General features: G+C 67.4%; 15 protein-coding genes. 6 read left to right on the top strand and 9 right to left on the bottom strand.

Annotated elements, in window-relative coordinates; genetic code table 11:
* Nucleotides 1-24: 24 nt before the first annotated feature.
* Nucleotides 25-954, top strand: coding sequence for a DUF817 domain-containing protein (locus tag FHU13_RS07920; RefSeq protein ID WP_183435317.1), 930 nt, complete (start codon nucleotides 25-27; stop codon nucleotides 952-954).
* Nucleotides 955-962: 8 nt separating this feature from the next.
* Here the strand turns inward: FHU13_RS07920 and FHU13_RS07915 are convergent, their stop codons facing one another.
* Nucleotides 963-1,178 (bottom strand): hypothetical protein, encoded by a 216-nt coding sequence (locus tag FHU13_RS07915; RefSeq protein ID WP_183435316.1) that lies wholly within the window; start codon nucleotides 1,176-1,178, stop codon nucleotides 963-965.
* A 563-nt stretch (nucleotides 1,179-1,741) separates the two neighbouring features.
* Here FHU13_RS07915 and FHU13_RS07910 point away from each other — a divergent pair.
* Entirely contained in the window at nucleotides 1,742-2,899 is a 1,158-nt protein-coding gene (locus FHU13_RS07910) for a S1C family serine protease (protein ID WP_183435315.1), read from the top strand.
* A gap of 69 nt (nucleotides 2,900-2,968) precedes the next feature.
* On the top strand, nucleotides 2,969-3,664 hold the full coding sequence (locus FHU13_RS07905; RefSeq protein WP_183435314.1) for a J domain-containing protein: 696 nt from the start codon (nucleotides 2,969-2,971) through the stop codon (nucleotides 3,662-3,664).
* Between the two features lie 127 nt (nucleotides 3,665-3,791).
* Here FHU13_RS07905 and FHU13_RS07900 read toward each other — a convergent pair whose 3' ends face one another.
* The gene (locus tag FHU13_RS07900; protein ID WP_183435313.1) at nucleotides 3,792-5,279 is read right to left on the bottom strand and encodes an SPOR domain-containing protein; all 1,488 of its coding nucleotides are present in this window, start codon (nucleotides 5,277-5,279) and stop codon (nucleotides 3,792-3,794) included.
* 421 nt (nucleotides 5,280-5,700) lie between these two features.
* Between FHU13_RS07900 and clpS the strand changes: the two genes are divergently transcribed.
* The 3 genes from clpS to FHU13_RS07885 all read left to right on the top strand — a co-directional run bounded on the left by clpS (nucleotide 5,701) and on the right by FHU13_RS07885 (nucleotide 9,010).
* Nucleotides 5,701-6,096 carry an ATP-dependent Clp protease adapter ClpS gene (gene clpS / locus FHU13_RS07895; RefSeq protein WP_183435418.1) on the top strand — a complete coding sequence of 132 codons (396 nt, stop codon included), beginning with the start codon at nucleotides 5,701-5,703 and terminating at the stop codon, nucleotides 6,094-6,096.
* 22 nt (nucleotides 6,097-6,118) lie between these two features.
* Nucleotides 6,119-8,602, top strand: coding sequence for an ATP-dependent Clp protease ATP-binding subunit ClpA (clpA, locus tag FHU13_RS07890; RefSeq protein WP_183435312.1), 2,484 nt, complete (start codon nucleotides 6,119-6,121; stop codon nucleotides 8,600-8,602).
* Between the two features lie 135 nt (nucleotides 8,603-8,737).
* On the top strand, nucleotides 8,738-9,010 hold the full coding sequence (locus FHU13_RS07885; protein WP_183435311.1) for a hypothetical protein: 273 nt from the start codon (nucleotides 8,738-8,740) through the stop codon (nucleotides 9,008-9,010).
* Nucleotides 9,011-9,025: 15 nt separating this feature from the next.
* On the opposite strand, the gene hemA is transcribed toward FHU13_RS07885, so the two are convergent.
* From hemA to puhA, 7 genes are read right to left on the bottom strand one after another with little or no spacing between them, the layout of a single operon-like run.
* Entirely contained in the window at nucleotides 9,026-10,243 is a 1,218-nt protein-coding gene (gene hemA / locus FHU13_RS07880) for a 5-aminolevulinate synthase (protein WP_183435310.1), read from the bottom strand.
* A gap of 56 nt (nucleotides 10,244-10,299) precedes the next feature.
* Nucleotides 10,300-11,109, bottom strand: coding sequence for a putative photosynthetic complex assembly protein PuhE (gene puhE / locus FHU13_RS07875; RefSeq protein WP_183435309.1), 810 nt, complete (start codon nucleotides 11,107-11,109; stop codon nucleotides 10,300-10,302).
* A gap of 1 nt (nucleotide 11,110) precedes the next feature.
* Entirely contained in the window at nucleotides 11,111-12,211 is a 1,101-nt protein-coding gene (gene acsF, locus FHU13_RS07870; RefSeq protein WP_183435308.1) for a magnesium-protoporphyrin IX monomethyl ester (oxidative) cyclase, read from the bottom strand.
* Nucleotides 12,208-12,504, bottom strand: coding sequence for a hypothetical protein (locus FHU13_RS07865; protein ID WP_183435417.1), 297 nt, complete (start codon nucleotides 12,502-12,504; stop codon nucleotides 12,208-12,210). Before FHU13_RS07865 ends, acsF begins: the two co-directional genes overlap by 4 nt.
* 17 nt (nucleotides 12,505-12,521) lie before the next feature.
* On the bottom strand, nucleotides 12,522-12,992 hold the full coding sequence (puhC, locus tag FHU13_RS07860) for a photosynthetic complex assembly protein PuhC (RefSeq protein WP_183435307.1): 471 nt from the start codon (nucleotides 12,990-12,992) through the stop codon (nucleotides 12,522-12,524).
* A gap of 15 nt (nucleotides 12,993-13,007) precedes the next feature.
* Entirely contained in the window at nucleotides 13,008-13,679 is a 672-nt protein-coding gene (gene puhB, locus FHU13_RS07855) for a photosynthetic complex putative assembly protein PuhB (protein ID WP_183435306.1), read from the bottom strand.
* Nucleotides 13,680-13,690: 11 nt separating this feature from the next.
* Complete coding sequence (gene puhA, locus FHU13_RS07850) at nucleotides 13,691-14,464, bottom strand: photosynthetic reaction center subunit H (RefSeq protein ID WP_183435305.1); 774 nt, start codon at nucleotides 14,462-14,464, stop codon at nucleotides 13,691-13,693.
* Nucleotides 14,465-14,478: the final 14 nt, after the last annotated feature.

Raw genomic sequence — 14,478 nt, 5'->3', positions numbered from 1 at the left:
CGTCGCGCGGGACGGGGGATCAGGATGACGACAGGGCGAACGGAGCCGAGCGCGGCACGGAATTGGCCGTTCCTGACGGGCTTCGTCGCGGCCGAGCGCCGGCTCGGCGAGTATGCGCGCGCTGCGGGCCGCCTGCCGGCCTTCGCTTACGAATTTCTGCGGTTCGGGGTGAAGCAGGGGTGGGCCTGCCTGTTCGGCGGCCTGATCTGCGCCCTGTTGATCGGGACGCACCTGTTCTATCCGGTCGACGCACCGCTCAGCCGCTACGACTTCCTGACGCTCGCGGCTGTGCTGATTCAGGTCGCGTTGCTGGCGCTCGGCATGGAGACCTGGGAGGAGGCCAAGGTCATCGCGATCTATCACGTCGTCGGGACGACGATGGAGATCTTCAAGACAGGCGTCGGCTCGTGGATCTATCCGGAGGCGAGCCTGCTGCGCATTGCCGGCGTGCCCCTGTTCACGGGCTTCATGTATGCCAGCATCGGCTCCTACATCGCCCGCGTCTGGCGTCTGTTCGACTTCCGCTTCACGCGGCATCCGCCGCTCAGGTTCACGCTACCGTTGGCGGGCGCGATCTACGTCAACTTCTTCAGCCACCATTACGTGGCCGACATGCGGGGCGTGCTGTTCATCGCGACCGGCCTGCTGTTCGCGGGCACCGTCGTCCACTTCAAGGTCTGGCAGGTTCACCGCCAGATGCCGCTGCTGCTCGGCTTCGTTCTCGTCGCGCTTTTCATCTGGCTCGCCGAGAACATCGGCACGGCAAGCCGCGTCTGGCTCTACCCGAACCAGGCGGCCGGCTGGTCGCCGGTCTCGGCGGCCAAGCTCGGCTCGTGGTTCCTGCTGATGATCGTGTCCTACGTGCTGGTCACACTGGTGAGCCGGCCGGAGCCGATGCCCGGCGCCGCACCCGAGCAACCCGCCGCTTCGAACGAGCCGGAGGCCGTGCGCTGAGGCCGCGATCAGTTGACGTAGGTGCGGATCCAGTTCGGGGAGAGGATCTCGCCCTCTTCGGTGATGATCCAGGGCTGCTTCGAGGGATCGCCCAGGGCCCCCTTCGCGGCGGCGAGCGCCTCGCGCAGGGTGTCGTAGCGCTCGGGCTGGGCCAGCGGAGAAGAGGCCGGCAGCGTGCGCCAGATCGTGAGGTCGGCAGGACGTTCGAGAGCTTCGGTTTCCATCTCTGGTTCTTCCTGTGCGAACCGTATTCGTCCGTGAAAGGACGCCGCGACGACTGATGCCGCCGGGACGGTATGTTCAAAGTTTTGTGGGCGATCGAAGCATCTCTGGGGCAGCTTTGCGATCAATTCGAGTGTTCGATAGCCAATCGGTCACCGTTCCGTCGCAGTTCCTCGCCTGAGCCTTGCCTTGGTTTCGCCAAGAATTGGTCCAGGCCCGCCCACCGATGCCTTTTCATCAGTAGGAAGACACTGCGTATGAAACAGTATGCAATTGGTTACTCTCGGTAGACAGGCTTGACCGTGCGATGTCGCACCCAGCCCGCCTGTGAGGAAAAGCGGGGATTTGTTGACCGGAAGCCACACCGGACACAGCTAAGTCTCATTCTTCGAGGTCCCACGATCGCCGTTGCCACCGACCGCTCATTTGGGAGTTTGGTCGAGCAAGTCTGAACGCGACCCGTTCCGTCGGCGCGGGTTGCGCGGTCGATGGTCGCACGCGGGCTGGACGAGGAAAGCTCGAGCGAGGGCTTGGGCTAAGACTGAGTCAGTGGTTGGGGTTGTCGGTGCCGGAACGTTTTGTGCGGATCGCCTTAGGCGTGACTCTGGGTCTGCTGATCGCCTTCGTGGCGCAGCCCTACATCCTCGCCTTCCTCTACTCGGCGGACGCGCCCCGGTCGGTCACTGCGCGCGGTGACCTGTCTTCGGCGGAGAAGACCACCGTCGATCTGTTTGCCCGCGCCTCCCCTTCCGTGGTCCACGTCTTCGCCCAGGCTGCGGCGCAGGGGCGAGCGCTGATGGAGCCCGACGACGAGTTGGGCCAAGGGCCGGGAGGAAGCGAGCAGCAGCAGGGCTCCGGTACGCAAACCGGCACCGGCTTCGTCTGGGACGCGGCCGGTCACGTCGTGACCAACAACCACGTGGTCGAGGCCGCGACCAAGGGCGGCGGCTCGATCTCCGTGCGGCTCGCCTCCGGTGAAGTGGTCAGCGCGCGAGTCGTCGGTATCGCGCCAAGTTACGATCTGGCCGTGCTCCAACTCGGCCGCGTGGCCAAGATGCCCCCTCCCCTCGCCGTCGGAACCTCGGCCGATCTCAAGGTGGGGCAATCGGCCTTCGCGATCGGCAACCCATTCGGCCTCGATCACACTCTCACCACCGGCGTCATCAGCGCGCTTCAGCGGCGCCTGCCGACGCAGGAGGGCCGCGAATTGTCGGGCGTCATCCAGACCGATGCCGCGATCAATCCGGGCAATTCCGGCGGACCTCTTCTCGATTCCGCCGGTCGCCTGATCGGCGTCAACACGGCGATCTTCTCGCCCTCGGGTGCCAGTGCGGGCATCGGCTTTGCGGTGCCGGTCGATGTGGTGAACCGGGTGGTGCCCGACCTCATCAAGAACGGACGCGTCCGCAACCCGGGCATCGGCATCATCGCCGGACAGGAGGCGACCGCCGCCCGGCTCGGCATCGACGGCGTCGTCGTGCTGCGGGTGCTTCCCGGTTCGCCCGCGGCGCAGGCGGGCCTGCGCGGTGTCGATCCCCGCACCGGGGATATCGGCGACGTCATCGTCGGCGCCAACGGCCGGCCGGTCCACCGCCTGTCGGACCTCACCTCCGTTGTCGAGGAGGCTGGGCTCGACCGTCCGGTCACCCTGCTGGTGGAGCGCGACGGCCGGGTGCGGACCGTTCGGCTCAACACGGCGGATGTGGCGCAGACGCGGTTGTAATCCTCCTCCCCGGAGTCGTGCACCGGATGAGCGCTTTACCCGCGCTCCGAACCGGACGATGACCGCAGGATGCTCCTCGCCCTCGGCCTTCTGGCACTCATCGGTTTCTGGTGGCTCGGACGCCGCAACGGGCGCCTGCCCTTCGGCCTGACACCTCGGCTATTGGCCGGGTACGCTCTCCTGGCGACGGCCTTCGCGCTGTCGCTGCGCGGCAGCTTCATCCCCGCCCTGCTGCTCGGTGCGGGAGGGATCTGGTTGGCCGAGGGCGAAGCGGGCGTGATCCGTCGCGTCCGCGCGTGGCGCGGGCATCGGGAGCCGCAGTGTGTGCGCACGGCCTCCCTCGAACTCGACCTCCGCTCGGATGGCGTACCGTTGGACGGGACCCTTTTCGTCGGCCCTTTCGCCGGGCGCCGCCTGTCGGCAGTGCCGCCGGAAGCGCTGATCGAGCTTGTGCTGCTGCTGCGCGCCAACGATCCCGAGGGCGCGGGTCTGTTAGAGGCGTATCTCGACCGCCGGCAGCCCGGCTGGCGTGTAGACGCTGATGGCGACGGAGACCCGCGGCCGGGCGGCCCGGCGAAGCCAGGGACGATGACGGAGGAGGAGGCTTATCAGGTCCTGGGGCTTGAGCGCGGGGCGTCCCTGGAGGACGTCCGCACGGCTCACCGGACGCTGATGAAGCGGCTGCATCCCGATCAGGGCGGCAGCGTCGAACGGGCGGCGCGCGTGAACGCGGCGCGTGACAGGCTGGTGAACCGACATCGCTAAAACTCCACGCGCGTTGTCAGGGTCGATGTGACGGACGAAGTGCGGCCGCGTTGCTGCGGCTCTTGTCATCGAGCGACCGCCGGCCGAACGCGCCGGCAGCCGCACCGAGAAAGCTTGTCGGAAACGATCAGCTCCGGGTGGCGAAGCAGTTGAAGCCGTTCTTCTTCAGCGCGGCGCAGGCATCCTGCGCGGTGCTCTGCTCCGAGAAACCCGAGAAGCGAGCGCGGTAGAGCGTGGTGCCGCCATGGGTCACGCGCACCGTGTAGGGGGCGGCCTTGGAGAGCATGCCGGTGCGGCTGCGGGCGTCGGCGAGGATCGACTTCGCCTTGTCCTCGTCGTCCATGGCGCCGAGCTGGATCACCCAGGGGCTCGGGGTGACGGGCTTGGCGCTGTCGTTGCGGGCGTCCTTCGGCGGACCCTCGGCGCGGGAGGCGACACCCTCGACGGTAGGCAGGCGAGCGGTCGACTTGCCGCCGACGCTCGGGAAGGGTGCCTGGCTCGCCGGCCCGGCATAGGCCTGGGCGGCATTCGGCAGCGCCTGGAGGCCGGCGCGACGCGATCCCGGCGTCGTGGTGGCCGGGCGGATGTCGAGTGGAGCGGTGCTCGTGGAACTCGTCGTCTCGACACCGTCGTCATCGTCCGCCGAGGCGATCACGGTGCGGGTGCGGGTGTCGGCCTCGGCGACGACGGCCGGGCGGCCGCGCTCGGCCACCTCCACCACGGGCGAGGTCTGGCGGGCGCCGGCATAGGCGCGGGGTAGGTTGGCGCGCACGAGATCGGCCATGATCCGGTCGCGGCTCGCGCCCGACTTGCCGCCGAGCACAATCGCCACGATCTGGCGGTCGCCGAGCTTGGCCGCGGTCATCAGGTTGAAGCCGGAATCGCGTGTATAGCCGGTCTTGATACCGTCCACGCCCTCGACATTGCCGAGCAGGCGGTTGTGGTTGCCGATGGTCCGGCCGCGGAAGGCGAAGGAGCGGGTCTGGAAGTAGCGGTAGTAGCGCGGGAAGCGATCCTGGATGGCACGGGCCAGGATGGTGAGATCGTGGGCGGTGGTGATCTGGTCGGGATCGGGCAGGCCGGAGGCGTTGGCGTAGTGGGTGCGGCTCATGCCGAGCGCCTTGGCCTTGCGGGTCATCATCTCGGCGAAGCGCGGCTCGGAGCCGGCGATGTTCTCGCCGATGGCGCAGGCCACGTCGTTGGCCGACTTGGTGACGAGCGCCTTGATCGCCTCCTCGACCGTGACGGTCGAGCCGGGGCGTAGGCCCAGCTTCGACGGGGCCTGGGCGGCGGCATTGGCCGAGATGCTCAGCGGCGAGTCGAGGTCGTAGCGGCCCTTCTCCAGCTGCTCGAACAGCATGTAGAGGGTCATCACCTTTGTGATCGAGGCCGGGTGGCGCAGCGCGTCCTCGTTGACCGCATGCAGGGTGCGACCCGACTTCACGTCGACGACCATGGCGGCATAGGGCGGATTGTAGCCGCTCACCGCCTTGCGGGCATGGCCTCGCCGTTTGGCCTCGGCGGGATCGGCCACCGCGACGAGAAAGCTCGTCGCCAGGAGCAGCACGGCGACAGCGCGGGACCCCGTGGTGGGCCGGCCTTCTACGCGACGCATCTCGAAACCTTCGCCTCGACAGTCGGACGTTCTAGCCCGGCTGGCACCCTTCACGGACGCCGCCACCGGGTCCGCAATCTCTGGCGAGGACGGTAGGATGAACGCGGTTACGCGGCCGTTAATGCTGCCCGATGCGAGTACGAGATCGTCCTTTTGCCACAGGGGTTAAGCCAATCTTGACGCGCTGGCGGCGCCTGGCACGTGCCGATGGTTCTGCGCGTGGACATCGGGCACCGACGAACGCTACCCCGCGTTTCGCGTGTATGTGCGCGTGCGAGCCGATGAGTGTGGCTGGGCCGGACAGTTTCACGCACCTCACTGGCGCAGGCGCCGATCGGCCTATAGATTGCCTCTTGAGCGCTACGTCCCTCACCGGGACGCTGGTGCCGAAGGCTGCCAGACCAAGGTCGCTTCGATTCAGATGTTTTCCAAGCTGATCCAGAACGAAGTGCAGGAGGCGGGTCGGGGACGGGTTCCGGTGCGTGCGGCCTCAACCCCGCGCAACCCGGGCGACGACGATCGTTCGGGCACCGTGATCATCACCCGGACCAAGCCGCGGGCGAAGCGACCGAGCCTGTACCGCGTGCTGCTGCTCAACGACGACTACACGCCGATGGAATTCGTCGTGCACGTCGTGGAGCGGTTCTTCAACAAGAGCCACGAAGACGCCTACCAGATCATGATGCACGTCCACCACAATGGTGTGGGGGAGTGCGGCGTGTTCACCTACGAAGTCGCGGAAACGAAAGTGACGCAGGTGATGGATTTCGCCCGCAAGCACCAACATCCGCTTCAGTGCGTTATGGAAAAGAAATAGGCATCCAGCGAAGGCCAGAGCATTGCCAAGCTTCTCACGCAGCCTCGAGCAAGCCCTCCACCGCGCCCTGGCCTTGGCCGGAGAGCGCCGCCACGAATACGCGACCCTTGAACATCTCCTGCTCGCCCTCGTCGACGATCAGGATGCCGCCGCGGTGATGCGGGCCTGCAACGTCGAGATCGACGTGCTGCGCCGCAATCTCGTCGAGTATGTCGACACCGAACTTTCGAACCTGACCGGCGACGGCCGTCAGGATGCCAAGCCGACCGCCGGCTTCCAGCGCGTGATCCAGCGTGCTGTGATCCACGTGCAGTCTTCGGGCCGCGAGGAGGTGACCGGCGCCAACGTGCTCGTCGCGATCTTCGCCGAGCGCGAGAGCCACGCCGCCTACTTCCTGCAAGAGCAGGACATGACCCGCTACGACGCGGTGAACTACATCAGCCACGGCATTGCCAAGCGGCCGGGGGCCTCCGAGGCCAAGCCCGTGCGCGGTGCCGACGAAGAGGCCGCCTCCGAGCGTCCCGGACCTGAGGACAGCGAGGCGCGGCCCAAGAAGAAGGGCGATGCGCTGGACGCCTACTGCGTCAACCTCAACAAGAAGGCGCGCGACGGCAAGATCGATCCGCTGATCGGCCGCCACGCCGAGGTGGAGCGTACGATCCAGGTGCTCTGCCGCCGCCAGAAGAACAACCCGCTGCTGGTGGGCGACCCCGGCGTCGGCAAAACGGCGATCGCCGAAGGCCTCGCGCGCAAGATCATCCAGCACGAAGTGCCCGAGGTGCTGGCCGATGCGACGGTCTTCTCCCTCGACATGGGCACGCTGCTCGCCGGCACCCGCTATCGCGGCGACTTCGAGGAGCGCCTCAAGCAGGTGATGAAGGAAATCGAGGCGCACCCCAACGCCATCATGTTCATCGACGAGATCCACACCGTCATCGGTGCGGGTGCCACGTCGGGCGGCGCGATGGATGCCTCTAACCTCTTGAAGCCCGCCCTCGCCTCCGGCGCCCTGCGGTGCATCGGCTCGACCACCTACAAGGAGTACCGCCAGTACTTCGAGAAGGATCGTGCCCTGGTGCGGCGCTTCCAGAAGATCGACGTCAACGAGCCGTCGATCCCGGACACGATCGAGATCCTCAAGGGCCTGAAGCCGTACTTCGAGGAGTTCCACAAGCTCAAATACACCACCGACGCCGTGAAGGCGGCAGTGGAGCTGTCGGCGCGCTACATCAACGATCGCAAGCTGCCGGACAAGGCGATCGACGTGATCGACGAGACCGGTGCTTCGCAGATGCTGGTGCCGGAGGCGCGCCGCAAGCGCACCATCGGCGTCAAGGAGATCGAGACCACCATCGCCACGATGGCGCGCATCCCGCCCAAAACCGTGTCGAAGGACGACGCGGTGGTGCTCAAGAACCTGACCGAGAACCTGAAGCGGGTCGTCTATGGCCAGACCAACGCCATCGAGGCGCTGACCTCGGCCATCAAGCTCGCCCGCGCCGGCCTGCGTGATCCGGACAAGCCGATCGGTTCCTACCTGTTCGCCGGTCCGACCGGCGTCGGTAAGACGGAAGCGGCCAAGCAGCTTGCCGCCAGCCTCGGCGTCGAGATGCTGCGGTTCGACATGTCGGAATACATGGAGCGCCACACGGTCTCGCGGCTGATCGGTGCCCCTCCTGGCTATGTCGGCTTCGACCAAGGCGGACTGCTCACCGACGGGATCGATCAGCATCCACACTGCGTGCTCCTGCTCGACGAGATCGAGAAGGCGCATCCGGACCTGTTCAACATCCTCTTGCAGGTGATGGACCACGGCAAGCTGACCGACCACAACGGCAAGCAGGTCGATTTCCGCAACGTCATCATCATCATGACGTCGAATGCGGGCGCGTCCGATCTGGCGAAGTCGGCCTATGGCTTCACGCAGTCGAAGCGCACAGGCGACGACGTGGAGGCGATCAACCGGCTGTTCGCACCGGAATTCCGGAACCGCCTCGACGCAATCATCTCATTCGGCCACCTGCCGAAGGAGGTCGTGGCCAAGGTCGTCGACAAGTTCGTGCTCCAGCTCGAAGCGCAGCTCGCCGACCGCAACGTCACGATCGAACTCTCGGACGAGGCGCGCGACTGGCTTGTCGAGAACGGCTACGACGACGCGATGGGCGCCCGGCCCATGGCTCGCCTGATCCAGTCCACGATCAAGACACCGCTCGCCGACGAGGTGCTGTTCGGCCGACTCAAGGACGGCGGTGCCGTCAAGGTCGTGCTGAAGAAGCCGGAGGGCGAGGACGGCAAGGGCAAGGGCGAACTCGGCTTCGAATTCCCCGCCGGCCCGGTTACGCCGAAGCCCGAGACGGACGTCGCCAACGCGGCCAAGCGCAAGCGCTCCAAGCCGCGCTCGGCGCCCCGCAAGAAGGCGGTCAAGCGTGACGGTGGTCCGTCCGGCGGTGGCTCCTCCGGCGGCGGTTCCGTCCGCACCGTGCCGAAGGTCCCGCTCAAGGTGTGACCGCGCAAGGCCACTCACTCGCAAGAGTGAGTGGCGTTCGAGGCTGGCGCGGCTTGCGTTCCTGCGCCGGCTCCCGGATATGGGCGGCGCCGCGCTCTGCCAGAGGGCCCGGCATCGGCCAGCAATGAGGGTAGCATGACGAGCGACACGCAGGAGGAGCCCCTCACGCCTGTCGCGCCACAACCGGATTCGGGGCGGCCGAAGCCGCTGACGTCTCGCGAGAGACGCCGCCGCCGCCGCAAGGCCCGCCACCGCGGCGAGGAGATCCTGGGCTGGATCCTGGTGCCGGTGATTCTGTTCGGCCTATTCTGGGGTGTGAACGCCGTCCTTGAGGCGATGGGCACCAGCCCCGGCGTGGTGTGGGATCAGCTCATGCAGGTGAAGGCCGCGCTCGAAAAGAAGATATAGCGCGAGCCTCCGAACCTACTCGGCCGCCGCCTTGCTCAATCCGATTCGCCGCCAGATCGTGCTCAGCGCATCCACGAGGTGGTCGATGTCGGCGTTCGAATGCAGCGGCGAGGGCGTGATGCGCAGGCGCTCCGTGCCGCGCGGCACGGTGGGATAGTTGATCGGCTGCACGTAGATGCCGAACTCATCGAGCAGGGCATCGCTGATCGCCTTGCACAGCACGGGGTCGCAGACCATCACCGGAACGATGTGGCTATGGTTGGCCAGCGTCGGAATGCCCGCTGCGTCCAGCGCCTGCCGCACCCGCGCCACCCGCTCCTGGTGGCGCGCCCGCTCGGCGCTGCTCGTCTTGAGGTGGCGGATGCTCGCGGCGGCGCCGGCGGCGACCGCCGGCGGCAGCGAGGTCGTGAAGATGAAGCCCGAGGCGAAGCTGCGCACGAAGTCGCAGAGCTGCGTCGAGCCGGTGATGTAGCCGCCGTGGACGGCAAAGGCCTTGCCGAGCGTTCCCTCGATCACGTCGAGCCGGTGGGCGAGCCCCATCCGCTCCGAGATGCCGCCGCCCCGCGCGCCGTAGAGGCCGACCGCGTGCACCTCGTCGAGATAGGTCAGCGCGCCGTGGGCCTCGGCCACGTCGCAGATCTCGTCGATCGGCGCGATGTCGCCGTCCATGGAATAGACCGACTCGAAGGCGACGAGCTTGGCCCGGCCGGGCTCGATCAGGCCGAGCTTGCGGTTCAGATCGTCCGGATCGTTGTGGCGGAAGATCTGCCGCTCGGCCCGGCTCGAACGGATGCCCTCGATCATCGAGGCGTGATTGCCCTCGTCGGAGAACACCACGCAACCCGGAAGCTTGGAGGCGAGCGTGCCGAGCGCGGCCCAGTTCGAGACGTAGCCGGAAGAGAATATCAGCGCCGCCTCCTTGTCGTGGAGGTCGGCGAGTTCCTGCTCCAGGAGCACGTGGTAGTGGTTGGTACCGGAGATGTTGCGGGTGCCGCCCGCCCCGGCGCCGCAGCGGTCGATCGCCTCGTGCATCGCCCGCAGCACCGACGGGTGCTGACCCATGCCGAGATAGTCGTTGGAGCACCAGACGGTGACTTCCCGCTCGCCGCCGGGGCTGTGATGCGTCGCGTAGGGAAAACGCCCGGCCTGCCGCTCTAGATCGGTGAAGACGCGGTAACGCCCTTCCCGGTGGAGTCCGGTGATCGCGCTGCCGAAGAACGCCTCGTAGTCCATAACCGTCCTCCCCGATGAAACTGTCGACGGCGGGTGGATCTCGCGTCCACCTCACCTCATTCGCGTGGCCCTGCTGCCGTGTCCTGCGCCTCGGCAACGACCGGGGCGCTGCGACCCGGCAGGCTCCAGTTCCACAAGGCCGCCGAAGGCAGAGGCAGCATCAGGAACCAGTGCTCCAGGGTGGCGAGCGCCGCGAGCGCGGCGAGAAGGCTCAGGCCCGTGACCGTCTGCGGGGTGGCCTCCGCCCCGAGAGCGCCTCGGGCGAGCCGCACGGTCGCGGCGGTACCCAGCGTCACCGAGACCGGAAACAGCGGATTCATCCGTCGCCGGCTCAGGTAGCAGGCGAGGTAGCCGAGATGCTGCGGCAGGAACTCGGCGTGGAGGTTGCGCACGCCGAGGAACAGGTTGAGCCGCGCCGAGGCGTTCATCAGCGCGAGCAGCGCGTAGGTCCCCAGCGCCACCCGGTTCCCCGCTCCCCAAGTGAGGCAGAGGATGGCGAGCCCGCCGAGCAGGATTGCGAATTCGTGCCAGAGGCTGGTGGCGAGCGCCGCGAAGAAGCGGTCGAGCCCGCGCAGGTTCGGCGCGCAGGCGGCGGGCTTCGGGCCGGAGACGAAGCCCATATAGTAGGTCATCTCCTGCCAGCCCCAGACGATCACCGCGGCGGTGAAGCCGATATAGGCGCCGGTCTCCGTGTCGTCGTCCGCGACCGCACCGATCGCCCAAAGCGCCCCGGCCAGCACGGCGCTCGCCGCCACCATGCTCCGGGCATGCGTCCGCCGCGGCAGGTGCTGGAGCACCAGCACCAGCCCAGTGGCCGACCACCACAGCAGGACGGCGTAGAGCGCCGGGGCGGCGTAGGTGCCCATGCTACCAGACCGGCCGAAGGCGGATGTCGGCGGGCATCGTGTTGTGCTTGACTGGCAGCAGGTAGAGCCGGGCGAAGGTTGCCGCCGCAACCAAGGTCTGGGCACCGTGCTTCAGCCGACCCAACAAGCCGCCTTCCGCCTTGGCGGCGGCGATCTTGTCGGCGCAGACCAGCAGCCGGTCGAGACCCGCCTTGAAGCGCGGATCGTCGAGATCGAGCGTGATCGGAAACGTCTGCTTCGAAATCTCGGAGGTGATCCGGAAGACCTTGAAGTCGTAGTCGGTCGGATCGACCCCGAGCGCCTTGTGGAAGGCCGGGCGGCAATGGTCGCGGACATACATCGTCGCGAACACCGCCAGCAGGAAGAAGCGAATCCAGTAGCGGTTCGCCCCTTCCGTCAGCTTCGGGTTGGCCCGCATCAGAAGCGCGAACGCCTCGCCGTGGCGGAACTCGTCGTTGCACCACTTCTCGAACCACTTGAAGATCGGATGGATGCGCCGCTCGGGGTGCCGCTCCAGCTCGCGGTAGATGGTGATGTAGCGGGCATAGCCGATCTTCTCCGAGAGGTAGGTCGCGTAGAAGATGAATTTCGGCTTGAAGAAGGTGTATTTCTTCGCCTTGGTCAGGAAGCCGAGATCGACGCCGACGCCGAAATCCTTCAGCGTGTCGTTGATGAAGCCGGCATGCCGGGCCTCGTCGCGGCTCATGAAGCCGAACAGCTCCTTGATGTCCTTGTTCTTGGCGCGCTTGCGCATCTCGGCATAGAGCACGCAGCCCGAGAACTCGGCGGTGATCGAGGAGACGAGGAAGTCGAGGAATTCTTTTCGTAGTTCCGGGTCCATGCCGGCGAGGTCGCAGTCGAACTCCTCGTTGCGCACGAAGTGGCGCTTGTTCGGGTCCGAGCGCAGCTCGTCGATCAGGATGTCCCACTCGCGGCGCACGGGCTCGACATCGGTGCGGTCGAGCTCGTCGAAATCGGTTGTGTAGAAGCGCGGGCTCAGGAACGTCGTCTGTTGCGCGCTCTTGGTCGAGTCGTTGACCGGATTGCGGGGGAGCGGCGTTCCCGCTGAGGATGGGTGCTGGGGCTGGACGGTGGCGTTCACAGCTTCCTCCGTTCGGAAAAGCTCACCTCGTAGAGCTCGGTCAGCTCGAGATGGGCGATCAGCTTGGTCCAGGCCCGCTCCAGCCGGCCGGCGCGGGTCACGGTGGCGGTTCGGCGCACGGTGAGGCGCTCGCCGTAGGGCACCTCTGTCGGCGCATCATGGACTTGGACCTCGTCGCCGGGCCCGATCTCGAATCCGGCATCGAGGGTCACGTGTGCGTGCAGGCTCTCCGGCGTCTGCTCGATCTCGACGGTGCAGGGCACCTCGACGACCGTCTTGCCGATCCAGGCCATGTCTGCTGCTCCTGCCATCACCGCAGCTCCGTGCCGGGTAGCAGGCGGGCGAAGGCCTTCGCGTTGGAGGGGCCGAAGGCCAGCAGCGGCACCTGCCGCCCGGTGGCCTCATCGTCCAACGACAACGTGCCGTTGTCGAATCGCGTGAGGGTGAAGGGCGGCTCGCGGCTCAGGCCCTCCCGCTGCCGCGCCTGGGCGAGCCCTCGCAACGTGCCGCGGATGAAGCCGTCCTGCCCTGGCTCGATCCGAGCGACGAGACTTCCGTTCTCCGCCGCCCGCAGATTGATGGCACCGTCCGGCTGATCCTCCGCGTGGAAGGCCAGCGTCTGGATCGGCCGGGCCGGCTGCTCCTCCGGCTCGGCCTCCTGGCCACGGCCGAGGGTGACCGCGAGAAGCGACACCGCCAGCAGCGCCGCGACGGCCAGCAGCGCCTGCCGCTGAGACGGCGGCTTCTGCGGCGGACGGCGGAAGTTCAGCTCCACGGGCATCGGTTCCACTCCCCGCTATCGGGCTCCGGCCGCCGTGAGACGGCCCGGTACGGTGCTGGCGCGTCCGCTGACGGCGGTCGGCTCCTCAATGCGGGTGGGGCCATCGGCCCGCGCCGCAAGGGCCGGCGTGAGCAGGGCCGCCACGCTGCGGGCTTCGGGGACCGAGCGCAGCATCGGCTCCGGGCGGCTCACGCGCCAGGGGCGGGCATGCGGCCACAGATGCAGGTAGGCGACCCGCTCACCCGGTGGCAGCCGCAGGGGAATATCGCCGCTTCCATCGGCAAACAGGCGCAGGTCCGCCGATTCGATCCGGGTCAGCGGCAGGTTGAGGGCGATCGGCAGGGCAATGCCGACATGCATCACCACCCTCTGGTTGGTCAGGGTGTAGACCGTCGTGCGCTGGACGAGCCAGGCGAGGAAGGTCAGTAGCCCCAGAGCGCCGAGACCGATCAGCAGCGTCGAGCCGGCAATGGCGAGCGCCCGCGCCGGACCCTCGCTTACGGCGGCGCCGATGGACAGCAAGGTGGCGGTGCCGGCGAACCACAGCATGACGAGCCGGGCATGGAAGGCGCGCAGCAGCACGCCGGGCAAGGTCGGGGCGCCGCGCCATAGGATGCGCTCCCCTGGCGGCAGCGGACCGGGCAGCCCCCGCAGCGTTCCTTCGGGCAGGAAATCCGACTCGCTCATAGGATCGGCCCTCAGAGAATGGGTTCTTGGCGGGCCGGCGAGGCGTAAAGGGTGCCGGCGCCGAAATACGCCATGATCCGTTCCTCCTCCCGCAGGGTGACGGAGTCCGGATCCTTGGTTCCGGGGATGTCGGCGAACTGCGCCGCCAGCAGCGCCTCGGTCTTCACCGTGCGCGAGAAGCGGCCGGTGGTGCAGAAGGTGACGGGCATCAGCACCCGGCGCCCCCCCGCACCGAGCTCGACCTCGTAGTAGCGCACGAACGACTCGCCGCGATCGACCCAGAGATCGACGACGGTGCCGGCGACCTGCCGGTCGGCGCCGAGGACCGGCATGCCGATCGGGTTCGGCCCGTCCTCGTGGACCACGAAGGCTTCGGCGACGCGTAACGGAACGATGCGGTACTGCGCGTCCCAGGTCCGGTCGTGCTCGTCGTGGCGCGGCACCCACGAACCGGGACCGACGCCGGCCTGGAGCGAGGTATTGGTGCGGAAGTAGGGGGCGCCGGGAAAGACCTCGCGGCGGGCGCTCGGCACATCGGTGTCGTAGGCGATGTTGGTCTGCGGCGCGTACATCGTGTGGCCGCTCGACAGGTGGAAGGCCTTCGGCGTCGGGATCAGGATCGGGTCCGGGCTCCTGAGGCGGCCGGCGGCCTCGTTCTCGAGCGGATAGCCCTCGCGCCGATCCTCGCGGCGCAGGTAGAAGACGAGACCCGCGAAGAAGATCCAGAACGCGTAGAGCGTGACCTGCGCGACGTCGATGTAACCGGTGATCTCGCCTCTGGGCATGACGGGCCTCCCGA

Source organism: Methylobacterium sp. R2-1 (genome assembly GCF_014191355.1).
Taxonomy (GTDB): Bacteria; Pseudomonadota; Alphaproteobacteria; order Rhizobiales; family Beijerinckiaceae; genus Methylobacterium.
The sequence above is the reverse complement of the archived record's forward strand: the minus strand, read 5'-3'. Positions and strand labels throughout refer to the sequence as shown.